Source organism: Arthrobacter sp. Y3224198, assembly GCF_059090025.1.
In genome coordinates, this window is sequence record NZ_JBNHFG010000005.1 from 22,448 (window position 1) to 44,058 (window position 21,611).

19 protein-coding genes are annotated in these 21,611 nt (G+C 67.0%); 13 read left to right on the forward strand and 6 right to left on the reverse strand.

All coding sequences use genetic code 11. The annotated features are described in order from the left end of the window. The first annotated feature begins 57 nt into the window (after window positions 1-57). The 9 genes from pdxT (at window position 58) to AC5RUF_RS04215 (ending at window position 9,957) form a co-directional block, all read left to right on the forward strand. Window positions 58-774 (forward strand): pyridoxal 5'-phosphate synthase glutaminase subunit PdxT, encoded by a 717-nt coding sequence (gene pdxT, locus AC5RUF_RS04175; protein ID WP_494129816.1) that lies wholly within the window; start codon window positions 58-60, stop codon window positions 772-774. A 3-nt stretch (window positions 775-777) separates the two neighbouring features. Beyond that, complete coding sequence (locus tag AC5RUF_RS04180; protein ID WP_494129817.1) at window positions 778-1,536, forward strand: YebC/PmpR family DNA-binding transcriptional regulator; 759 nt, start codon at window positions 778-780, stop codon at window positions 1,534-1,536. A gap of 11 nt (window positions 1,537-1,547) precedes the next feature. Continuing rightward, the gene (gene ruvC, locus AC5RUF_RS04185) at window positions 1,548-2,147 is read left to right on the forward strand and encodes a crossover junction endodeoxyribonuclease RuvC (protein ID WP_494129818.1); all 600 of its coding nucleotides are present in this window, start codon (window positions 1,548-1,550) and stop codon (window positions 2,145-2,147) included. Between the two features lie 73 nt (window positions 2,148-2,220). Then, the gene (gene ruvA / locus AC5RUF_RS04190) at window positions 2,221-2,847 is read left to right on the forward strand and encodes a Holliday junction branch migration protein RuvA (RefSeq protein ID WP_493997350.1); all 627 of its coding nucleotides are present in this window, start codon (window positions 2,221-2,223) and stop codon (window positions 2,845-2,847) included. A 1-nt stretch (window position 2,848) separates the two neighbouring features. Continuing rightward, a complete protein-coding gene (ruvB, locus tag AC5RUF_RS04195) occupies window positions 2,849-3,940 on the forward strand; it encodes a Holliday junction branch migration DNA helicase RuvB (RefSeq protein ID WP_493997349.1) in 1,092 nt (363 codons plus the stop codon). Window positions 3,941-4,044: 104 nt separating this feature from the next. After that, window positions 4,045-4,497, forward strand: a complete 453-nt coding sequence (locus tag AC5RUF_RS04200) for a preprotein translocase subunit YajC (RefSeq protein WP_493997348.1) — start codon at window positions 4,045-4,047, stop codon at window positions 4,495-4,497. Window positions 4,498-4,591: 94 nt separating this feature from the next. Next, the gene (gene secD / locus AC5RUF_RS04205) at window positions 4,592-6,313 is read left to right on the forward strand and encodes a protein translocase subunit SecD (protein WP_493997347.1); all 1,722 of its coding nucleotides are present in this window, start codon (window positions 4,592-4,594) and stop codon (window positions 6,311-6,313) included. After that, entirely contained in the window at window positions 6,313-7,326 is a 1,014-nt protein-coding gene (gene secF / locus AC5RUF_RS04210) for a protein translocase subunit SecF (protein ID WP_493997346.1), read from the forward strand. The genes secD and secF overlap by 1 nt, the downstream gene beginning before the upstream one ends. Before the next feature lie 465 nt (window positions 7,327-7,791). Continuing rightward, window positions 7,792-9,957, forward strand: coding sequence for a RelA/SpoT family protein (locus AC5RUF_RS04215; RefSeq protein WP_494129880.1), 2,166 nt, complete (start codon window positions 7,792-7,794; stop codon window positions 9,955-9,957). 10 nt (window positions 9,958-9,967) lie between these two features. Here AC5RUF_RS04215 and AC5RUF_RS04220 read toward each other — a convergent pair whose 3' ends face one another. The 3 genes from AC5RUF_RS04220 to AC5RUF_RS04230 all read right to left on the reverse strand — a co-directional run bounded on the left by AC5RUF_RS04220 (window position 9,968) and on the right by AC5RUF_RS04230 (window position 12,923). After that, on the reverse strand, window positions 9,968-10,537 hold the full coding sequence (locus AC5RUF_RS04220) for a hypothetical protein (protein WP_494129819.1): 570 nt from the start codon (window positions 10,535-10,537) through the stop codon (window positions 9,968-9,970). Between the two features lie 137 nt (window positions 10,538-10,674). After that, entirely contained in the window at window positions 10,675-12,114 is a 1,440-nt protein-coding gene (locus tag AC5RUF_RS04225) for a DUF349 domain-containing protein (protein ID WP_493997471.1), read from the reverse strand. 53 nt (window positions 12,115-12,167) lie between these two features. After that, a complete protein-coding gene (locus AC5RUF_RS04230) occupies window positions 12,168-12,923 on the reverse strand; it encodes a peptidylprolyl isomerase (RefSeq protein ID WP_493997470.1) in 756 nt (251 codons plus the stop codon). A gap of 269 nt (window positions 12,924-13,192) precedes the next feature. Between AC5RUF_RS04230 and hisS the strand changes: the two genes are divergently transcribed. Beyond that, window positions 13,193-14,533, forward strand: a complete 1,341-nt coding sequence (gene hisS, locus AC5RUF_RS04235) for a histidine--tRNA ligase (protein ID WP_494129820.1) — start codon at window positions 13,193-13,195, stop codon at window positions 14,531-14,533. Here hisS and AC5RUF_RS04240 read toward each other — a convergent pair. Next, a complete protein-coding gene (locus AC5RUF_RS04240; protein ID WP_493997468.1) occupies window positions 14,508-15,227 on the reverse strand; it encodes a response regulator in 720 nt (239 codons plus the stop codon). The genes hisS and AC5RUF_RS04240 overlap by 26 nt on opposite strands. Next, window positions 15,224-16,513: a sensor histidine kinase gene (locus tag AC5RUF_RS04245; protein WP_494129821.1), complete on the reverse strand. Its 1,290-nt coding sequence runs from the start codon at window positions 16,511-16,513 to the stop codon at window positions 15,224-15,226. The genes AC5RUF_RS04240 and AC5RUF_RS04245 overlap by 4 nt, the downstream gene beginning before the upstream one ends. A gap of 136 nt (window positions 16,514-16,649) precedes the next feature. Between AC5RUF_RS04245 and AC5RUF_RS04250 the strand changes: the two genes are divergently transcribed. Both AC5RUF_RS04250 and AC5RUF_RS04255 read left to right on the forward strand, forming a co-directional pair. Beyond that, complete coding sequence (locus tag AC5RUF_RS04250) at window positions 16,650-17,207, forward strand: hypothetical protein (RefSeq protein ID WP_494129822.1); 558 nt, start codon at window positions 16,650-16,652, stop codon at window positions 17,205-17,207. Between the two features lie 31 nt (window positions 17,208-17,238). Then, window positions 17,239-18,246 carry an adenosine deaminase gene (locus tag AC5RUF_RS04255; RefSeq protein ID WP_494129823.1) on the forward strand — a complete coding sequence of 336 codons (1,008 nt, stop codon included), beginning with the start codon at window positions 17,239-17,241 and terminating at the stop codon, window positions 18,244-18,246. Here AC5RUF_RS04255 and AC5RUF_RS04260 read toward each other — a convergent pair. Continuing rightward, window positions 18,243-19,544 carry an APC family permease gene (locus tag AC5RUF_RS04260; protein ID WP_494129824.1) on the reverse strand — a complete coding sequence of 434 codons (1,302 nt, stop codon included), beginning with the start codon at window positions 19,542-19,544 and terminating at the stop codon, window positions 18,243-18,245. The genes AC5RUF_RS04255 and AC5RUF_RS04260 overlap by 4 nt on opposite strands. A 124-nt stretch (window positions 19,545-19,668) precedes the next feature. Between AC5RUF_RS04260 and aspS the strand changes: the two genes are divergently transcribed. Beyond that, the gene (gene aspS / locus AC5RUF_RS04265; protein ID WP_493998248.1) at window positions 19,669-21,477 is read left to right on the forward strand and encodes an aspartate--tRNA ligase; all 1,809 of its coding nucleotides are present in this window, start codon (window positions 19,669-19,671) and stop codon (window positions 21,475-21,477) included. The last annotated feature ends 134 nt before the right edge of the window (window positions 21,478-21,611 follow it).

Consider the following 21,611-nt stretch of genomic DNA (forward strand, 5'->3'; position numbering starts at 1 on the left):
CAGGTGGCCGGTCCGCCGTGGGAGCCGGGCGGCAGACCGGGCGCTTAGACTAAGGCGATGACCAACGTCACAGCATTGCCGGGCCTGCGGGTAGGAGTACTCGCCCTGCAGGGCGGTGTGCGGGAGCACGTTAATGCGGTGTCCGCCACGGGTGCTTCCGCGGTCCCGGTGCGTCGGCCCGCCGATCTGGCCGGACTGTCCGGCCTGGTGCTTCCCGGCGGGGAGTCCACCACCATGGACAAACTGATGCACCGCTTCGGGCTGGCGGAGCCGTTGCGGGAGGCAATTGCGGCCGGGCTGCCGGTGTACGGCTCCTGCGCCGGCATGATCCTGCTGGCCGACCGGCTGGCGGACCCGGCGGCGGACCGCGACGGCAGGCCGCAGCAGACCTTGGGCGGACTCGATATCTGTGTGCGCCGCAATGCGTTTGGCAGGCAGCGGGAGTCATTTGAGACCGAGCTGGTATTCCGCGGGCTGGAAAACCTGCCGTCCCAGCCTCCCGGCGTTGCGCCGGCACCGGTCCGGGCAGTGTTTATCCGGGCACCGGAAGTGGAAAAAGCCGGCGCCTCCGTGCAGGTGCTGGCAGCAATTCCGGCTCCGGCGGCGGCAACTTCCGGGGGTTCCGGCTCCGTTTCGCCGCCGGAACCGGATTCGGTCGCTAGAATTGTGGCAGTGCGTTCAGGAAACCTGCTGGCGACTTCGTTCCATCCTGAAGTAACGGGGGAGCGCCGCATCCATGAACTTTTTATCCAGATGATCAGAGGAGAAGCGTAGAGCATGTCGGGCCACTCTAAATGGGCAACCACCAAGCACAAGAAGGCCGTAATTGATGCCAAGCGCGCCAAGTCCTTCGCCAAGCTGATCAAGAACATCGAAGTTGCAGCACGCGCCGGCGGTGCGGACCTCGCCGGCAATCCGGCCCTGGAACTGGCCGTGCAGAAGGCCAAGAAGACGTCGGTGCCGATCGACAACATCAACCGTGCCGTCAAGCGTGGCGCCGGCCTGCTCGGCGAGGCCGTTGACTACCAGACCATCATGTACGAAGGCTACGGTCCCCAGGGCTCGGCCCTGCTGATCGAGTGCCTCACCGACAACAAGAACCGTGCCGCCTCCGAGGTCCGCCTGGCGGTCACCCGCAACGGCGGCAACATGGGCGATCCCGGCTCCGTGGCCTACATGTTCACCCGCAAGGGCGTCGTGAACCTGCCCAAGAACGGCCTCACCGAAGACGACCTGCTGATGGCCGTCCTTGAAGCCGGTGCGGATGAAGTCAAGGAATCCGGCGAATACTTCGAGATCATCTCGGAACCGCAGGACCTGCGCGCCGTCGTCGGTGCGCTGGAAGAGGCCGGCATCGAGTACGAGACGGACGAAGCCGAATTCGTTCCGTCCATGCAGGTGGAGCTGAATGCCGACGCCGCCCGCAAGTTCCTCAAGCTGGTTGACGCCCTCGAAGACCTGGACGACGTGCAGAACGTCTACTCCAACGCTGACATCCCGGCCGCCGTTATGGCCGAGCTCGACGAAGACGACTAAGCGCCGGATCAGTGTCCTTACGCGTCCTGGGGGTGGACCCCGGCCTGACCCGCTGCGGCCTTGGAGTTGTTGAGGTTGAAGGGAACCGCCGGGCCACCCTCGTGGCCGTGGGCGTTGTCGGCACAGTAGCCGGCACCGCCCTCGACGCCCGGCTGCTGGTGATCTCCGAAGCCATCGAGCTCTGGCTGGACACCCACCGCCCGGACGTGCTGGCCGTGGAGCGCGTCTTCAGCCAGCTCAACGTCAGCACGGTCATGGGCACCGCCCAGGCTTCCGGCGTGGTGATTGCCGCCGCCGCCCGCCGCGGGATTCCCGTGGCGCTGCACACTCCCACCGAAGTGAAGGCCGCCGTCACGGGCTCCGGCTCGGCCAATAAGGACGCGGTGGGCAAAATGGTCACCAAGATCCTGCGCCTGGACGAAATGCCCAAACCCGCCGACGCCGCCGACGCGCTGGCACTGGCCATCACCCATGCCTGGCGCCGCGGCGTTGCCGGGCCGGGACCCACTGCCGGTTCGGCCTCCCGCGGTACTGCCCCGGCCACCGGGCTGACGGCGGCCCAGCGGCTGTGGGCCGAAGCCGAAGCCCGCGCAAAACGCGGAAGCTACTGAACAGCGGGGGAATCCCGGCCCCAGCCAGTAGGGTATTCGTAGATATGTTCTATACAGCCTCTGGAGTTCCTTCATGATCAGTTCCCTCCGCGGGGTCGTTTCGCACGTGGGCCTCAACTCGGCAGTCATCGACGTCCACGGACTCGGGATGCTTGTCCAGGCCACCCCCCAGACACTCGCGACCCTGCGCACGGGAAGTGAAGCCTCCATCCACACCGCCATGATCGTCCGCGAGGACTCCATGACGCTTTACGGCTTTGCCGACGCCGACCAGCGCGAGGTCTTCGAAATCCTCCTCGGCGTCAGCGGCGTGGGACCGCGCATTGCGCTGGCCGTCCTGGCCGTGCATACCCCGGAAGCCATCCGCGTGGCGGCGTCCACCGGAGACGACAAGGCCTTCAGCAAGGTCTCCGGCATCGGACCCAAGGGCGCCCGCCGCATCGTGCTGGAACTGGCGGACAAGTTGGTGCCGCACGGCACGGCGGAAAACCCGGCCGCCCCTCGCTGGCAGGAACAGGTGCTGGCCGCCATGACCGGACTGGGCTGGTCCGAAAAGGATGCGACCGCCGCCATCGAAGACACGGCCGCGGAACACCCCGACGTCGCCGCCGCCGGCAACGTGGGCGAAATCCTGAAGCTGACCCTGCGCCGCCTGGGCACCGACGGCGCCCGGACGGCGTCACGCCGGAAGGCAGGCTAGGGTGTCCGCGGAATCCCTGGTCGCCCCGGGACCCGATCCGGACGACAAAGCAATTGAAGCCGCCCTGCGGCCCAAGAACCTGGACGATTTCGTAGGCCAGAAACGCGTCCGCGAACAGCTGTCCCTGGTGCTTGAAGCCTCGCGTCTGCGCGGCCGCAGCGCCGACCACGTCCTGCTGTCCGGCCCTCCCGGGCTGGGCAAGACCACGCTGTCCATGATCATTGCTGCAGAGATGAACGCGCCGCTGCGGATCAGCTCCGGCCCGGCCATCCAGCACGCCGGTGACCTGGCCGCCATCCTGTCCTCCCTGACGGAAGGGGAGGTGCTGTTCCTGGATGAAATCCACCGGATGTCCCGCCCGGCGGAGGAAATGCTGTACATGGCCATGGAGGACTTCCGGGTGGACATCGTGGTGGGCAAGGGCGCAGGTGCCACCGCTATTCCGCTGGACCTGCCGCCGTTCACCCTGGTGGGCGCCACCACCCGCGCCGGACTGCTGCCGGGGCCGCTGCGTGACCGCTTCGGATTCACCGGGCACCTGGAGTTCTACTCCACCGACGAGCTGGAACTGGTGCTTCGCCGCTCAGCCATGCTGATGGACATGAAGGTCAACTCGGCTGGATTCGCCGAGGTGGCAGGACGTTCCCGCGGCACCCCGCGTATTGCCAACCGGCTGCTGCGCCGGGTCCGGGACTGGGCGCTGGTCCACGGCATCGAGCAGATCGACGCCCGTTCCGCCGGGGCCGCCCTGGATATGTACGAAGTGGACGCCTTGGGCCTGGACCGGCTGGACCGTGCCGTCCTGACCGCCCTGATCACCAAGTTCAACGGCGGCCCGGTGGGCCTGTCCACCCTGGCCATCGCCGTGGGCGAGGAACCCGAAACCGTCGAGACCGTCGCCGAACCCTATCTGGTCCGCGAAGGCCTGCTCGGACGGACCCCGCGCGGCCGCATTGCGACCCGGGCCGCGTGGGAACACCTGGGACTGCAGATGCCCGAACATGTGGCCGCAGCCATGCCGGCCAATATGTTCTCCGGGCCCGGAACCGCTTCCGCGGCGGGAAGCGGCGACTGGACCCCGCAGGAAACTTAACAGGATCCTTCCACGTTTTCCCTCTAGACTGGCCCTACGGCACGGTCCCGGCGCGATGCCCGGGACAGGCCTGACACTTCCTCAACAGAAACGGAACTCCCCACGTGAATATCGCTGATCTCTTCATTCCCCTGCTCCTGGTGGTCTTCGTGATCATGATGTTCCGCAAGCAGAAGAAGACGACGCAGTCAGTGGCCGAGCAGCGGGCCCAGATGGTTCCCGGCACCGAGGTCATGACCCAGTTCGGGCTCTTCGGCCGGATCGTTTCCGTGGACCAGGAAGAAAACAAGGCCGTCCTGGAACTTTCCCCGGGCAATACCGCCACCGTGCACCTGCAGGCACTGACCAAGGTCGTCACCATCCCCGCCGCTGACGACGCCGAGACCGAGGGAACCGTTGTCCCCGACGACGCTTCCTCCCTCACCCTGGGCAAGGACGCCGGTACCGCCGCCAACGGCAGCGCCGACGCCGCCGTCGCCCGGGACGCCGCCCCGCGGAACGAGACGCCCGAAGAAACACTCGAGCGCCTGAACCGCGACGAGAAAAAAGAGAACTAGACTCTCCTCGAGCCAAGCGGGGCATTGCTGCCCCGCTTTGCCGCGCCGGGACCCCGACGGTCCCGGTGATCTTCGCCCTTAAGGAAAATTCCCTATGCCCCGTACCGGCCCCGGCTCGGCCGCGAAAAAGACGCTCATCTGGTTGGGCGTCATTTTTGCTGCCCTGGCCCTTCTGCTCGGCGGCGGCTCCATGTGGAGCAACGCCAGCTGGACCCCGAAACTCGCCCTCGACCTTGAGGGCGGAACCCAGATGATCCTGGCCCCCGAGGTGCAGGGCGGTGACAACGAGATCACCGCCGAACAGCTGGACCAGGCCGTGGAAATCATCCGCCAGCGCGTGGACGGCAGCGGTGTCTCCGAAGCGGAGATCAGCACCCAGTCCAACCGCAACGTGGTTGTTTCGCTGCCCGGCGTCCCGGACGCCGAGACCCGCGAACTCATCCAGGCTTCGGCCCAGATGGAGTTCCGTCCGGTTCTGGCCGGCGGCGGGGGACAGGGAGCGGCGGTCACCGATCCGACACCCGCGGAACAGCTGCCGACGCCGTCGGCTGAGCCCACGGACGGTTCGGACACCAACTGGATCTCCCCGGAGCTGCAGACCCAGTTTGAAACCACGGACTGCCTGAATCCGGAGACCCTCGCCAACGCCGAACAGGCTCCGGCGGACCAGCCGATGGTTGCCTGCGAACCCGGCACTGCGGGCAAGTACATCCTCGGCCCGGTGGAAGTGCCCGGTGCCGAAATCTCCACGGCCAGCTTCGGCATGGCCACGGGCAGCAACGGTGTCTCCACCGGCCAGTGGGCCGTGAACATCGAATTCAACGGTGAAGGCACGGATACCTTCCGTAGCGTCACCGAACGCCTGTTCGCCTTCCCGCAGGGCGATCCGCGGAACCAGTTCGCCATTGTCCTGGACGGACAGATCATTTCCGCGCCCACCGTGAACGCAGTCATCACGGACGGCAAGCCGCAGATCACCGGCAACTTCACGCAGGAGAGCGCCAAGGCGCTGTCCGAGCAGCTCAAGTACGGTGCCCTGCCGATCAGCTTCGACATCCAGAGCGAGCAGCAGGTCTCCGCCACCCTCGGTGCGGACCAGCTGCGCATGGGCATCATCGCCGGCCTGATCGGCCTGATCCTGGTGGCCGTCTACTCGCTGTTCCAGTACCGCGCCCTGGGCTTTGTGACCATTGCATCCCTGGTGGTGGCGGGTGTGCTGACCTACCTGGCCATCGCCATCCTGGGCTGGAGCCATAACTACCGGCTCTCCCTGGCCGGTGTGGCGGGCCTGATTGTGGCCATCGGCCAGACAGCGGACTCGTTCATCGTCTACTTCGAACGCATCCGCGACGAGTTGCGCGACGGGCGCGGACTGGTGTCCGCCGTCGACAACGGCTGGAAGCGCGCCAAGCGAACCGTGCTGGCCTCCAAGGCCGTGAACATCCTGGCCGCCGTCGTGCTTTACTTCGTGGCTGTGGGCAACGTGCGCGGCTTCGCCTTCACGCTCGGCCTGACCGCCATCGCCGACCTCATCGTGGTGTTTATGTTCACCCACCCGACAATGGTGCTGCTGGCCCGCACCAGGTTCTTCGGTGAAGGCCACCGGTTCTCCGGCCTGGACGCCACCCGCCTGGGCGCCGTACCGCTGTACCGCGGCGCCGGACGGATGCGCGAGCCCGCTGATTCCCCGGCCCTGCGCGGGAAGAATAAGGGAGCCGCGAAGGAAGCGGAACGGCGGATGACCATTGCCGAACGCCGGCTTGCCGAAAAATCCATGGCCGGCAGCGGCCGCAGCTCCGAAAAGGACGGCGAGTAATGAGCAGGCTTCCCAGTTTCGCCGCATTCGGCAATGACCTCTACACCGGAAAGCGGTCCTACAACTTCGTTGGCAAAGCGAAGCTGTGGTTCCTGATCGCGGCAGCAGCCGTGGTGCTTTCCATCCTCATCCCGGTAGCCAAGGGCGGCTTCAACCTCGGCATCGAATTCCGCGGCGGGTCCGAATTCACCGTCTCCAATGTCGCCGCCACCGACGTCGGACGCGGCGAGGAGGCCGTGGCGGAGGTGGCGGGCTCCTCGGACCCCAAGGTCACCAACATCGCCCCCGGCACCATGCGGATCCAGACGGAAAAGCTCAGCGACGACCAGACCATCCAGGTCAAGGAATCGCTGGCGGATACCTACGGGGTCAGCCAGGACGAGGTGACGTCCACGTTCATCGGCCCCACCTGGGGCAGCGACGTCAGCCGGCAGGCCCTGATCGGCCTGATCGTGTTCGTGGTGCTGGCCGCGGTGCTGATGGCCCTTTACTTCCGGACCTGGAAAATGTCGCTGGCGGCCGTCACCGGCCTTCTGGTGGTTATGGTGGTCACCGCGGGCATCTATGCGCTGAGTGGCTTCGAAGTGACGCCGTCGGCCATCATCGGGTTCCTCACCGTGCTCAGCTACTCGCTGTATGACACGGTGGTGGTCTTCGACAAGGTCCGCGAGAACACCAAGGATCTCGACAAGCGCACCAGGCGGACCTTCGCCGAGGAAGTGAACCTGGCCGTCAACCAGACCCTGGTCCGGTCCATCAACACTTCCGTGGTGGCCGTTCTTCCGGTGGCGTCCATCCTGTTCATCGGTGCGCTGCTCCTCGGTGCCGGCACCCTGAAGGACCTGTCCCTGGCGCTGTTTGTCGGGATCATCCTGGGTACCATCGCCACCTTGTACATTGCCGCGCCCATGTATGCCTGGCTGCGGCGCAATGAGCCGGACATCCGCAAGCAGGCCAAGCGGGTGGCCGAACGCCGTGCAGCGTCCACCACTCCGGCGGAAGCCAGCGCCTAGCTTTCACCGCGGGTACGCCTTAAGCAGGTTCCGCACTCCCGAAAAGGAGTGCGGAACCTGCGGTTTAAGCGGAGTGCGGTCAGGCTTAGACTGGTTGACAGGGCACTTACCCTTTCGAGCACCGAGCATTAGGTGTGAGCAGCAGTTTTTAGCATTGAAGAGATTTCGAGCACTGAAGAAAGGTCGGCAGTGGCCAACAGCGCAACACCTGCCAACGGGGCAGGGAACGGCCGGGCCGCCGGAATCGATCCGCGGCCCGACACCGTCGCGGAGAAAAACACCGCTGCCCCGGGCACTGGCTCCGGGAAGGCGCTGCAACCTGCACCGGTCCCGGGAGCGGCACCGGCCAACGGCGCGCCCCCGGTAAAACCGGGCAACGGCCGGGTCCCGTCGACGGGACGCCGCGGTTCCACGCGCGCACGCCTTGCCCGGCTCGCAGGACGCGGCAACGCCGGATATTCACCCATGCTCGAACCGCTGCTGCGCACCGTCCGGGTGAACAACCCGAAGGAAGACCTGGACCTGATCCAGCGCGCCTATCTGGTGGCCGAACGCAGCCACGAGGGCCAGAAACGCAAGAGCGGCGATCCGTACATCACCCACCCCGTGGCCGTAGCCACCATCCTGGCGGAACTGGGCATGACCGGCACTACGCTGGCCGCCGCCCTGCTGCACGACACCGTTGAGGACACCAGCTACACGCTCGAGGAGCTGCGCCGCGATTTCGGGCCCGAGGTGGCCATGCTGGTGGACGGCGTCACCAAACTGGACAAGGTCACCTTCGGCGACGCCGCGCAGTCCGAGACGGTACGCAAAATGGTCGTAGCGATGGCCAAGGACATCCGCGTACTGGTCATCAAGCTGGCGGACCGGCTGCACAACGCGCGGACCTGGCGGTTCGTTTCACCGGAATCGTCCGCCAAGAAGGCCCGCGAAACCCTGGAAATCTTCGCCCCGCTGGCCCACCGGCTGGGCATGAACACCATCAAGTGGGAACTTGAAGACCTCTCCTTCGCTGCCCTGCATCCGAAGGTGTATGACGAAATTGTGCGGATGGTGGGGGACCGGACCCCCGAGCGCGAAAAATACCTGGGCACGGTCCGCACCCAGATTGCCGATGACCTGCACGCCGTGAAGATCAAGGCGACCATCACCGGCCGGCCCAAGCACTATTACTCGATCTACCAGAAGATGATCGTGCGGGGCAAAGACTTCGACGACATCCATGACCTCATGGGCGTGCGCGTCCTGGTGGACTCGGTCCGCGACTGCTACGCCACCCTGGGTGCCCTGCATTCACGCTGGAACCCCCTGCCCGGGCGGTTCAAGGACTACATCGCGATGCCGAAGTTCAACATGTACCAGTCACTGCACACCACGGTGATCGGTCCCGGCGGCAAGCCCGTGGAAATCCAGATCCGCACCCATGACATGCACCGCCGCGCTGAATACGGCGTGGCCGCGCACTGGAAGTACAAGGACGGCAACAAGGGTCCCGAGACACCCGATGACATGGGCTGGCTGCGCAGCCTTGTGGACTGGCAGCAGGAAACCTCCGACCCGGACGAATTCCTGGATTCGCTCCGGTTCGAAATCAATGCCCGCGAGGTCTTTGTCTTTACGCCCAAGGGCGAGGTGATGGCGCTGCCGGCCGGATCGACGCCGGTGGACTTCGCCTACGCCGTCCACACGGAAGTGGGCCACCGGACCATCGGTGCCCGCGTCAACGGCAAGCTCGTGCCGCTGAACAGCGAACTGCAGCACGGCGACTGGGTGGAGATCTTCACCTCCAAGGCCGAAGGCGCCGGCCCCAGCCAGGACTGGCAGGGCTTCGTCAAGAGCCCGCGTGCACGCAACAAGATCCGCCAGTGGTTCACCAAGGAGCGCCGCGAAGAGGCGATCGAAAAGGGCAAGGACCTGCTGACCCGCGGCATGCGCAAGCAGAACCTGCCGCTGCAGCGCCTGATGACCCACGACGCCCTGGTGGCGGTGGCTGAGGAACTGCACCACCAGGACATTTCGGCGCTCTACGCCGCGGTGGGCGACGGTCACACCTCGGCCCAGAACGTCATTGAGCACCTCGTCGGTTTGATGGGCGGCCACGAGGGCGCCGAGGAGGACCTGGCCGAGACGCCGGTGTCCACGGCGGCAAGACGGCCCAAGTTCACCGACTCCGGCGTTACCGTACGCGGCGCCGGCGACGTGTGGGTCAAGCTGGCCCGGTGCTGCACCCCGGTGCCGCCCGATCCCATCATCGGCTTTGTCACCCGCGGCTCCGGCGTTTCCGTACACCGCAGCGACTGTCGCAACGTGCAGGAACTGCGTGCCATGCCGGACCGCATTGTCCCGGTGGAGTGGGCACCCACGCAGTCCAGCGTCTTCCTGGTGGAAATCCAGGTGGAGGCGCTGGACCGGAAGAGCCTGCTCTCCGACGTCACCCGGGTGCTCTCGGAGAACCACGTGAACATTCTCTCCGCGAGCGTGAACACCTCCAGCGACCGCGTGGCCATGTCGAAGTTCGTCTTCGAGATGGGGGACCCGAAGTACCTGAGCCACATCCTCAGCGCCGTCCGCAAGATCGACGGCGTGTTCGACGTGTACCGCACCACCGGATCCCAGCGCCGGGTCTAGGCGGCCCGGCTTACCCGCCCGCAGCGGCGGCCACCCGTTCCAGGGCGGCCGCCTTGCCGGGCACCCGCAAGCCGGCTTCCAAGGCACGCCGGACCAGATCCAGCCGGCATCCCAGGTCGGGGTGGGCGGCCAGCCGGCGCAGGACGCCCACCGCGTCCTGTTCGGCGGCGTGGAGGGCGACGTCGACGGCGGTCCGCAGCGGCGAGGTCACGGATACAGTGCCCACCTCCACCCGGTCCGCCGGGCCCAGGAGCACCTCGTGCAGGACAGCCGTGCTGAACGGTGGCAGGGCACCGGTGCGGCGCCGCCGGTCGGCCAGGACCTCCAGCCGCCCGGGCCGGGACGCGCAGCCGTAGATCCACGCCGCGGTAAGCCGACCGAGGGACACCTTTGCCCGGATTCCGGCAGGCAGCTCCCGTGACGCCGCCAGGGCCCGGACCACCGGATCCTGCCGGACGTCCCACCGGACGAAGGTTCCGGCGTACACCCGGCGGAGCAGTCCGTCCATCGCCATGGCCTGCAGCTCCTCATGCCGGAACGGATCACCGGCCGTGAACAGGGCACCGCCGGTAGAGGTCACTTCAGGGAGGGCACCAGGGTAAGGAAACAGCTGTACGGGCATGCCCACCAGCCTGTCCGCCGGCCGGGCAAAGCAAAAGCCCCGGCCCGCCGTTGTGGACAACGGGCGGGCCGGGGCCTTAGCTGGAGGACCGGTGCCTAGGCGAAGTCCTGCGCGGATTTCTGCAGCATTGCAAGCCACTGCTGGCGGGCCTCAAGGGCTTCGCGGGCATCGGCGATCTTCTTCGCGTTCCCGGCCTTCTCGGCGTCGGCCAGGTCCTGCTCCAGGGACGCAATGGTTGCCTCCAGCTGGGACAGCGCCGAGTTGGTGCGTGCCTTGGTTTCCGGGTTGCTGCGCTGCCAGTGCTCGTCTTCGGCAGCCTTGACCGCTTCCTCGACCTTGCGGATGCCGGCTTCCATCCGGCCCATGTCCGCACGCGGCACCTTGCCGGCATCTTCCCAGCGTTCCCGGATGGACTGCAGCGCCTTGCGGGCAGCGTTCAGGTCGGTCACGGGCAGCAGGGCCTGGGCCTCCTTCAGCAGCTCTTCCTTGACCACCAGGTTGGCAGCGAACTCCTCGTCAATGACCTCATTGGCGGCCTGGCGGGCGGCGAAGAACTTGTCCTGGGCGGCGCGGAAACGGGCCCAGAGAGCGTCGTCGTCCTTGCGACTGGCGCGCTTGGACGCCTTCCACTCGTCCATCAGGCGCCGGTACTCGGCGGCCGTGTTGCCCCAGTCGGTGGAGCCGGACAGCTCTTCGGCCCGGGCAATGAGCGCTTCCTTGGCCGCCTTTGCGGACGAATTCTCATTGTCCAGCTGGGAGAAGTACGCGCGGCGGTGCCGGTCGAACACGGTCCGGGCGGAGCGGAAACGCTTCCAGAGCGAGTCCTCGGTACCGCGGCCCAGACGCGGGCCGTTCTTTTGCGCGGTCTTCCAGGCATCGAACAGCTCGTTCATCCGGTTGCTGCTGGTCTTCCACTGGATGCTGGCCGGATCCTTGGCGGCAATCTCCTCAGCCTCGGCCACGATGGCCTCACGGGCTGCGAGCTCACGGGCCTTGACGGCTTCGGCTTCGGCACGCTCGGCGGCCTCGGCCTCCTTCAGCGCAGCTTCCAGCTTCTCGATCCGGGCGTCCAGGGCCTTGATGTCGCCGACCATCTTCCGCTCGGCCACCTGCTCAGCCAGGTGCTTGAGTGTCTTGTGCACATCGGCGGCGGGGGCCTTGACCTGTACCCGCTGTTCCAGGAGCAGCAGCTGGCTCGCGACGTCGTCGTACTTACGGACAAAGTAGGCCAACGCCTCTTCCTTCGAGGCATCCGGGAACTGCCCGACGGCGGTTTCCTCGCCATCCACAATCAGGAAGACATGGCCGTCCTCCTCCACGCGTGCAAAGCGGGCCGCTTCCTCCAACGGGGTGGAGTGCGCCGCCGGGACAGCGACAACCGGTGCCGCAGCGGCGGCACGGGGGCCTACGGCAGCGGGGGAGGGCCGGCGCGCCGCGAGGGCCGCGGGGCTGGGAGTGGCAGGCCGGGAGGTTTCTTCAGTGGCCGGTTCAGTGGCCTGGCCTGCTGTTTCGTCGGATTTCTGACTGTCTGTCACCGCTAAAAGTCTTTCACTCGATGGATGGCAGTGTGCGAAGCCCGCGCCGCCACTTAGTTGAGGGTGAACGAATTAATCGTCACCGGGTCATTCGGGGTGCCATCGCTTTTCCCGGAGGCAACCCCCTGGGAAGCAATGGACTCCAGTACGTCAAGACCTGACGTTACCTTACCCATTATCGTGTACCCGCCGCTGGCCTGCGTTATGGTCGAATCCTTGTAAACGATGAAGAACTGTGTGCCGTTGCTCATCACATCGTCGCCGCGGGCCACCGCAATGCTGCCGGCCGGGTAGAAACCGTCGGCCGGAGTGTTCTCCACCGGACCCCACAGGAAGTTCGGGTCCGCCTGGCCGTCGCCGTTCTCGGACCCGCACTGCAGCACACCCATCTCCGGCAGAGTGGTCATCCGGTGGCAGGACTTCCCGTCAAAGAACCCCTCGTCGGCCAGCGTCTTGAAGACCGCAGCGGCCTGCGGAGCCAGGTTGCCGTCCAGTTCCACGCCGACCTGCCCCTGGCCCAGTTCCAATGCGCCGGTGAAGACCTTTCCTTCAGCTACGGACGGATCCGGAACCTCCCGTACATCGGCGACGGCGGCCTGCTCCTTCATCAGCGCCAGCTCATCCGCCGTGGGATTGGAGCTGAACCAGCTGATCTGCAGGGCAACAGCCAGCGCCAGCACCACCACGGCGGCCGCCGTGGCGAAGAGGTTGTCCCGTTTCCGGCGGCGTGCCCTGGCGGCGGCAAAAGCCCGCCGTGCCTCCATGCGGGCCACGCGGCGCCTGTTTTCACGGCTGGTGCTGTTGGCCATCCGTTGCCTCCTCTGTGCGGGCTGGTTGGTTCGGTCCGGTCGGTACGGGCTGTTTGGTTCCGGCGGGTCTTCGGGGCTGTCTGGAGCGCCGGCCCGCGCGTTGCGGAACGCGGCTGCGCCCAAGTTAGCTAAAATGAATGCCGCACATAGTTTATGCACGTCAGCACGCGCTTTCCCGTTTTATGCCGGAGCGCTGCTGCCGGTGTCACCGGTGGCGCACGCCGTCTGCGGCACATGCAGTCTTTTCCCCACCGAAGGAGTTTGCCCCCATGGCACGCAAGGCCTCACTGTCCGGTTTCCCTGAATGGCTACCGCAGGAGCGCCTTGTTGAACTCCATGTCCTGGACGTGCTTCGCCGCACCTTCGAGCTGCACGGATTTTCCAACATTGAAACCCGTGCCGTGGAAACCGTGGGCCAGCTGCTGCGCAAGGGCGAAATCGACAAGGAAGTCTACGCGCTGAGCCGCCTGCAGGCCGAGGAGGGGGAAGCCTCCGGCAAGGAGGATCCCAACCAGCTGGCCCTGCACTTTGACCTGACCGTTCCGTTTGCCCGTTATGTGGTGGAGAACGCCGGCCACCTGTCCTTCCCGTTCCGCCGCTACCAGATCCAGAAGGTCTGGCGCGGGGAACGCCCGCAGGAAGGCCGTGCCCGCGAGTTCACGCAGGCGGACATTGACGTGGTGGGCGACGGCGCCCTTCCGTTCCGCTACGACGTCGAGCTGGCGCTGGTGATTGCCGAAGCGCTGGGCGCCCTGCCCATTCCGGATTTCCAGATCCGGGTGAACAACCGCAAGCTGGCCGAGGGTTTCTACCGCGGCATCGGTCTGGATGACACTGCCGGCGTGCTGCGCAGCATCGACAAGCTGGAAAAGATCGGTGCGGCGCGGGTGGCCGAACTGCTGCAGGAGGAGCTCGGCGCCACCGCCGAGCAGGCCGCCGCGGCCCTGAAGCTGGCCTCGATCCGCGCTGAGGACACCTCGTTCGTGGAACAGGTCCGCAGCCTGGGCGTCAGCAACGAACTGCTGGAGGAGGGCCTGGCTGAACTGGCCGAGGTCATCAGCGAAGCGTCCCGGCGGGCACCGGGCCGGGTGCTCGCTGACCTGAGCATCGCCCGCGGCCTGGACTACTACACCGGCACCGTCTACGAAACGGTCCTGGTGGGCCACGAATCCCTGGGCTCCATCTGCTCCGGCGGCCGCTATGACGCGCTGGCCAGCAAGGGCAGCCGGACCTTCCCCGGCGTCGGCCTGTCCATTGGCGTGACCCGCCTGGTGATGCGCATCCTCAGCCAGGACTTTGCCCGGGCGTCCCGCAGCGTGCCCACCGCCGTGCTGATGACCCTGGCCACCGACGACTCCTGGTCCTCCGCCCAGGACACCGCCGCCCAGCTGCGCAGCCGCGGGATCTCCGTGGAAGTGGCACCCAAGGCCGAGAAGTTCGGCAAGCAGATCAAGTACGCTGACCGCCGGGGCATCCCGTTTGTCTGGTTCACCGCCGAGGACGGCAGCCACGAGGTCAAGGACATCCGCTCCGGCGAGCAGGTGCCGGCCGATCCGGAACTCTGGACACCGCCGGCCGAAGACCTCACCGTGACGGTAGCCCCGGCCTAGGCTGGTCCCGGAACGCGCCTTCCCGGAACGCAATGGCCGCCTGCACCCGGGACCTCACCCCGAGCTTGGCCAGCACCCGGGAGACATGGGTCTTCACAGTGGTCTCGGCAATGCCCAGCCGGCGTGAAATCTGCTGGTTGGACAGGCCCTCACCGAGGCAGGCCAGAACCGCCTCCTCGCGGGCGGTCAGCGGGTCCGCCGGAACGCCGGACGCCTCCGGGCTCCGCTGACCTACAGGGCCCCGTTGAGCTTCCGGCAGGGGCGCCTGCTGCACAAATGCGGCAATCAGCGTGCCGGTGACTTCAGGGGCAAGGACGCTGTCGCCGTCGGCCACGCTCTGCACCGCACGGACCAGGTCCGCCGGCTCCGCGGATTTGAGCAGGAAGCCGGCCGCGCCGGCGCGCAGGGCAGCAAAAACGTACTCGTCAATGTCGAAGGTTGTCAGCACCAGGACAGCGGCCAATCCGCCTTCCGTGATCCGGCCCGTGGCGGTTATCCCGTCCATCCCGGGCATGCGGATGTCCATCAGGACCACATCCGGACGCAGCGCCCGCGCCATGCTCACGGCTGCCGATCCGTCCGCGGCCTCGCCCACCACGGTAAAGCCGCCCACGGACTCCAGGATCATGCGCAGGCCCGCGCGGATAGCGGAGTGGTCGTCGGCCAGCAGCACGGTGGCGGGAACGGTGTTCAATGCATCTCCTGGGGCAATGGGATGGGCGGCAGGCCGGCGTCGGTTGTGGATCCGGTGGGCAGCACGGCCAGCACCAGCCAATGGTCAGGCTGTCCGGGGCCGGTGCCGGCTACCCGCCCCGCCTTAAAGGTTCCGCCCAGTTGGGCCGTCCGCAGCAGCATGTTCCGCAGGCCGGCGCCTCCGCCCGCAGCAGTACGGCCTGCCTCGTGGACGCCCGGCCCAACCGGCAGGGCGTTGCCGATCCTCAGCTCCAGGGCGTTCTCCGTCTGCCGGACGGAAACGGACGTCGCGGCTCCGGGGGCGTGCCGCACCGCGTTGGTCAGCGATTCCTGGACAATCCGGTACGCTGTGCTGCCGACCAGGACCGGCACCTGAATGCCGTCAGGCAGGTCCAAGTCCACCGGATTGCCGGAGAGACGGGCGGAGGCGGCAAGGGCCTCCAGCTGGGTGAGCCCGCCGGCCGGCGCCGCTGCGGCGTCACCGTCCCGGCCGGAACCTTCCAATAAGCCGATCATCGAGCGCATTTCCTCCAAGGCCTGCACGCTCTCGACCCGGACCTGGGCAAGCACCCGGCGGTCCAGTGCAGGATCACCCGCCGAGAGCGCCGCAGCCGACTGCAGGGCGACGGCGGAAAGGTGGCCTGCAATCGCGTCATGCAGGTCCCGGGCCATGGCTCCGCGCTCGGCTGACACAGCCATGCGCTGGTTCAACTCGGCCAGCTCAGCGGTGCGCTCGGCCCGCAGCCGTTCCGTTTCGGCACGGCGCCGTTCAGCCTCGGCCCGGTTGGATTCCCGCCGAACGGACCCTGCCCACCACACCGGCACGAGGCAGACAAAAAGCGCCTGAAACAGGCCGAAAAGCACAAACGGCCAGCCTCGGTAGGCCAGGCCAACCGCCAGCGGCAGGACCACCACACCCGTGACCGCTGCCCGCTGCACACCCCGGCTAACCGGCGGGGAACCGAACAAAATACCGGCATATAACAGCTCAAAGAGCAGGAGATAGGTGATGATCCCGCCCCCCAGCACGGCGCTGGCCGCTACCGCGCTGCCCGTCACCACCAGCATCAGGGGCACGTGGGTCCGGCGGAACAGCAGGCCGGTGCATCCGAGCACCAGGATCGGCAGCCACACCCAGTCCGGCACACCGGCAGGCGGGGGCAGCAGGTCCGCGCTGTTGACACCGGCGAGAGTCAACACTGAACCGGCCAGGAAGTACCCGGCGGCGGTTGCAACCCCGGTGGGCCAGATCCGTCGGGCCGGTGTGCCGGGCGGGTGTGTTTTCATTGCTCCAGCCTAATCAGGCACGTTGCGCAGGTCTGCTTCTGCACTGCCCGTCTCCTCCGAAGGTAGGAGGCCCGGGAGCCGGACGTGGCACCAACTGCGGACGACGGTGTACGGCACGCCGGGGTTGGCTGGTCCCATGGACATCTTGGTTTACCTGATCATCGGCTGCGAGATCGGTTTTTGGATACTGCTCGTGGCCGGGCTGGGCGCCCGGTACCTGCTGAAACAGCCCCGCCTCGGGCTGGTGCTGCTGGCCTGCGTACCGCTGCTGGATGTGGTTCTGCTGGCCGCCGCCGCCGTGGACCTGGGCCGCGGCGGCGCAGCGGAGGGCATTCACGGCCTGGCAGCCTTCTATCTGGGGTTCAGCGTGGCATTCGGCCATTCCCTGATCCGTTGGGCCGACATCCGGTTTGCACACCGTTTTGCCGGCAGGCCGGCACCGGTAAAACCGGCCAAGGGTTCGGCTGCCTACCGCCGCTCGCTCTGGGTGGAGTACGGGCGCGTGCTGATCGCCACGGGCCTGGCAGCAGGGATCCTGCTGGCCATGATCGTGTTCCTGGCCGCGCCTGACCAGGCTGGGGAGCTCTGGGCATGGGTTAAGCGGGCGGGGCTGGTGGCGGGCATCTGGCTGCTGGCCGGCCCGGTGTACGGGATGTTCGAGAAACCGGTGCAGGTTCCAAACCAGCGCGTTTAGCCTGCCGCCACCGGGGGCCTAGGCTTAAACCATGCCTACCAGCCCCGCCCCCACACCGCCCTGCGCCGAACTGCACCTGCATATTGAAGGCACCCTCGAACCGGAACTGATCTTCGAACTTGCCGGGCGCAACGGCATCACGCTGCCCTATGCGTCCTTGGAGGAACTGCGGGCCCGCTACCAATTCACGGACCTGCAGTCCTTCCTGGACCTGTACTACGCCAACATGGACGTGCTGCGCACCGAGCAGGACTTCGCGGATATGACCCGGGCGTACCTGCGGCGGGCCGCGGGAGCCGGCGTGCGGCACGTGGAAATGATGATGGACCCGCAGGCCCACCTGGTCCGCGGCATCCCGCTGGAAACCTCGGTACGCGGCGTCTGCGCGGCACTGGCGGACAGCGAGGCGGAATTCGGAGTCTCCACTGCCCTGATCGCCGCGTTCCTTCGGGACCGATCGGCCGCCGAGGCGCTTGAGGTCCTGGAGGACCTGCTGGCCATGGAGGCGCCGATCATCGGCATCGGCCTGGACTCGGCGGAAGTCGGCAACCCGCCGGAGGCATTCACCGGACTGTACCGCCGTGCCCGGGAAGCGGGCCTGCGGACCGTGGCACACGCAGGCGAGGAAGGCCCCTCGCACTACATCGAGCAGGCCCTTGACCTGCTGCTGGTGGACCGGATCGACCACGGCATCCGCTGCCTGGATGACCCGGCCCTGGTGGAACGCCTGGTGCATGAAAAAATCCCGCTGACGGTCTGCCCGCTGTCCAACGTCCGGCTGAACGCCGTGGACAACCTGGCCGCCCACCCGCTGCCCCAGATGCTCGAACGCGGGCTGAACATCTCCGTCAACTCCGATGATCCCGCCTACTTCGGCGGTTACGCGGACGACAACTTCCGCAGCGCGCAGGAGGCCTTCGGGCTCAGCCGGGCCCAGCTGGCGCTGCTGGCAGCGAATTCCATTGAAGCGTCCTTCGCTTCCCCTCAACGGCGCGCCGAGCTCCTGCTCGAAGTACGCCGCTGGGCCGCAGCGGCCTAAAGCGGCGGGTGCGGTTTGGCGGACCGGGGACGCCGGAAACTCAGCCGCACCACCAGGCCCGCCACCAGGGCGATCAGGGTCAGGCTGATGTACAGCGGCGGCAGGGCCAGGGCCAGCAGCAGCGCACCCGCAGCTCCCGCCAGGTTCAGCACCCGCGGGGCGTAACGCGTCCGGTCCTTGAGCGAGAACGCGCATACGGCGGTGATGGCTGCGTAGAACAGCAGGGCGAAAGATGCCATGCCGATCAGTGCCTCGATATCGGCCAAGACGACCAGCAGGACCACCAGGCCCGCTGCCGCCGCTTCCGCCACCCACGGAGCCGGTGCCGAGCCGGCGCGGCCCGGCCGGGTTCGAGCCAAAACACCCGGCAGGTCCCGGTCCGCGGCCATGGCCGCTGCAGTGCGGCCGGCCGATTCAAGCAGCGACCATAACCCGCCGAGGGCAGCTGCGCTCACGGCCAGGACCACGGCTCCGGTGCCCACGTTGGCCCCGACGCTTTGCATCGGCTCCAGCAGGGGAGCGGGTTCCGCGGACAGGGCCGCCGGGCCGTAGTAGGCCAGCAGCGACTGTCCCATCAGCAGGTACAGCACAAACGCCACGGCGATGGCCGCGGGCACGGCGATGGGCAGGTTCCGTGAGGGATTGCGCACACCGGCGCCCATGGTGGCCAGCCGGGTGTAGCCGGAGAAGAGGAAAAACAGGAGGCCGGCGCCCTGCAGCACGCCCGAGACCGAGGCATCGATCTCGGCGCCAACCCGCACCGGCTGGTTGGGTGCCTCGTTGTAGAGCACCACCACGGTGAACGCCAGGATGCTGAACACAAACGCCAGGACAAACCGCGTGGCCCAGGGCCCGCGGTTGACGCCCAGCAGATTCACTGCGGCCATCACCACCACGGCACCCACGGCCGCGGCCACCGGATGTTCCGGCACCACATAGGCCCCGAAGGCGGCCGCCAGCACGGCGGAGGAGAGCAACAGGGCGCACACCAGGGTCCAGCCGGACAGGAAACCGCTGTAGGGACCGAGCAGGATGCGGGCCGCGGTCCGCGCGGTCCCGTCCCCGCCCTGGTCCTCGGGCAGGCGGCGGGACACCGCACGGCTCAGCTGGAAGGTGGACAGGGCGCACAGGACGGCCACGAAAGCGGAGACGCCAAGGGCTGCCGCGAGTGCGGGACCCGCTGCGGCAGCGGCAGGAGCGAAGGCCACAAAGGCGCCGGCCCCAACGATGGATCCAATGCCGGCAGTGGTGGCATCAAAGCCGCCCAAGGGAATGCGCGGCTGGGTAGTGCCGGACAAATGACCTTCCAATCGGTAGGGACTTGGCAGGGTGGGGGTCGGTTCACCGGTAAACTCTGAAGGAGACCGTGTATTCACAATGGGCGGAAACAGTTGTTTCCGCAAGTTTTTCGAAAGGACAGCTGTGCTGCGCACTCATGCCCTTGGTTCCCTGAGGGCCGAGCATATTGGACAGACCGTTACTCTCGCAGGCTGGGTTGCCCGACGGCGGGACCACGGCGGCGTTGCCTTCCTCGACCTGCGCGATGCCTCGGGTGTGGCGCAGGTGGTGGTTCGTGAAGAGGACGTCTTCCACGGCCTGCGCAACGAATACGTCCTGCAGATCACCGGCACCGTACAGAAGCGGCCCGAGGGCAACGAGAACCCGGCGCTTGCCACCGGCGAGATCGAGGTCATCGCGGACAAGACGGTCATCCTGAACACCTCGGACCCGCTGCCGTTCCAGATCGACGAGCACGTGGAGGTGGGCGAGGAAGCACGCCTGCGCCACCGCTACCTTGACCTGCGCCGCCCGGCACCGGCTGCCGCCATGCGGCTGCGCTCCGAAGCGAACCGGGTGGCCCGCGAGCTGCTGCACGACGAAGGCTTCGTTGAAATCGAAACGCCCACGCTGACCCGTTCCACCCCCGAAGGTGCCCGGGACTTCGTGGTCCCGGCACGCCTTGCCCCCGGCTCCTGGTACGCCCTGCCCCAGTCCCCGCAGCTGTTCAAGCAGCTGCTGCAGGTGGGCGGGTTCGAGAAGTACTACCAGATTGCCCGCTGCTACCGCGACGAAGACTTCCGCGCTGACCGCCAGCCGGAGTTCACGCAGCTGGACATCGAGGCCAGCTTCGTCGAGGAAGACGACATCATTGCCCTCGGCGAGCAGATCGTGAAGTCGCTGTGGAAGCTGATCGGCGTCGACATCAGCACGCCCATCCCGCGCATGACCTACGCCGACGCCATGGCCCGCTACGGCTCGGACAAGCCGGACCTGCGCTTCGGCCTGGAGCTGACGGAACTCACGGAGTTCTTCAAGGACACCACCTTCCGCGTCTTCCAGGCACCGTACGTCGGCGCCGTCGTCATGCCCGGCGGAGCCTCGCAGGCCCGCCGCACCCTTGATGCCTGGCAGGAATGGGCCAAGCAGCGCGGCTCAAAGGGCCTGGCCTACGTGCTGGTACAGGAAGACGGCACCCTGACCGGCCCCGTGGCCAAAAACCTCACCGACTTCGAGCGGGAGAACCTCGCCGAAAAGGTCGGCGCCAAGCCCGGCGACTGCATCTTCTTCGGTGCCGGCGAAAAGAGCGAGGCCCGTGCCCTGCTCGGCGCGGCCCGCGTGGAGATCGGCCACCGCACCGGCCTGATCGATCCCAAGGACTGGGCGTTTGTTTGGGTTGTCGACGCACCCATGTTCGAGCCGGCGTCGGCCGCTGTTGCCGCCGGTGACGTGGCCGTGGGCGGCGGCGCCTGGACCGCCGTGCACCACGCGTTCACTTCGCCCAAGCCCGAATTCATGGACACCTTCGACACGGACCCCGAGTCGGCACTGGCCTACGCCTACGACATTGTCTGCAACGGCAACGAGATCGGCGGCGGATCCATCCGTATCCACCAGCGCGACGTGCAGGAGCGCGTCTTCAAGGTGATGGGCCTGAGCCAGGAGGACGCACAGGAGAAGTTCGGCTTCCTGCTTGAGGGCTTCAAGTTCGGCGCCCCGCCGCACGGCGGCATTGCGTTCGGCTGGGACCGCGTGGTGGCCCTGCTGGCCGGCACCGATTCCATCCGCGACGTGATTGCGTTCCCGAAGTCCGGCGGCGGCTACGACCCGCTGACGCAGGCTCCTGCGCCCATCACCGCGCAGCAGCGCAAGGAAGCCGGTGTGGACTTCAAGCCCGAGGCCAAGAAAGCTGAGGACAAGAAGGACGGCGACAAGAAGGACGCCGACAAGTAGTCCGGCGCGGGAAAGGACGCAGCCAGGAAGGCTGACGCCTGACAGTTCGTCCAAAGTGCCCGGCCGCTCAGGCGGCCGGGCACTTTTGTGTCTGACCGCGGACCGGTTCCGCGGGTGGGGCGGGGCAACCGGTT

What these genes read in the sequence shown, in the direction of transcription:
- secD (WP_493997347.1), top strand. Translation starts at nt 4,592, where the DNA reads ATGCCCCGTACCGGCCCCGGCTCGGCCGCGAAAAAGACGCTCATCTGG.
- AC5RUF_RS04245 (WP_494129821.1), bottom strand. Translation starts at nt 16,513, where the DNA reads ATGAAAACACACCCGCCCGGCACACCGGCCCGACGGATCTGGCCCACC.
- AC5RUF_RS04215 (WP_494129880.1), top strand. Translation starts at nt 7,792, where the DNA reads ATGCTCGAACCGCTGCTGCGCACCGTCCGGGTGAACAACCCGAAGGAA.
- secF (WP_493997346.1), top strand. Translation starts at nt 6,313, where the DNA reads ATGAGCAGGCTTCCCAGTTTCGCCGCATTCGGCAATGACCTCTACACC.
- AC5RUF_RS04255 (WP_494129823.1), top strand. Translation starts at nt 17,239, where the DNA reads ATGCCTACCAGCCCCGCCCCCACACCGCCCTGCGCCGAACTGCACCTG.
- AC5RUF_RS04230 (WP_493997470.1), bottom strand. Translation starts at nt 12,923, where the DNA reads ATGGCCAACAGCACCAGCCGTGAAAACAGGCGCCGCGTGGCCCGCATG.
- AC5RUF_RS04180 (WP_494129817.1), top strand. Translation starts at nt 778, where the DNA reads ATGTCGGGCCACTCTAAATGGGCAACCACCAAGCACAAGAAGGCCGTA.
- AC5RUF_RS04250 (WP_494129822.1), top strand. Translation starts at nt 16,650, where the DNA reads ATGGACATCTTGGTTTACCTGATCATCGGCTGCGAGATCGGTTTTTGG.
- pdxT (WP_494129816.1), top strand. Translation starts at nt 58, where the DNA reads ATGACCAACGTCACAGCATTGCCGGGCCTGCGGGTAGGAGTACTCGCC.
- ruvA (WP_493997350.1), top strand. Translation starts at nt 2,221, where the DNA reads ATGATCAGTTCCCTCCGCGGGGTCGTTTCGCACGTGGGCCTCAACTCG.
- hisS (WP_494129820.1), top strand. Translation starts at nt 13,193, where the DNA reads ATGGCACGCAAGGCCTCACTGTCCGGTTTCCCTGAATGGCTACCGCAG.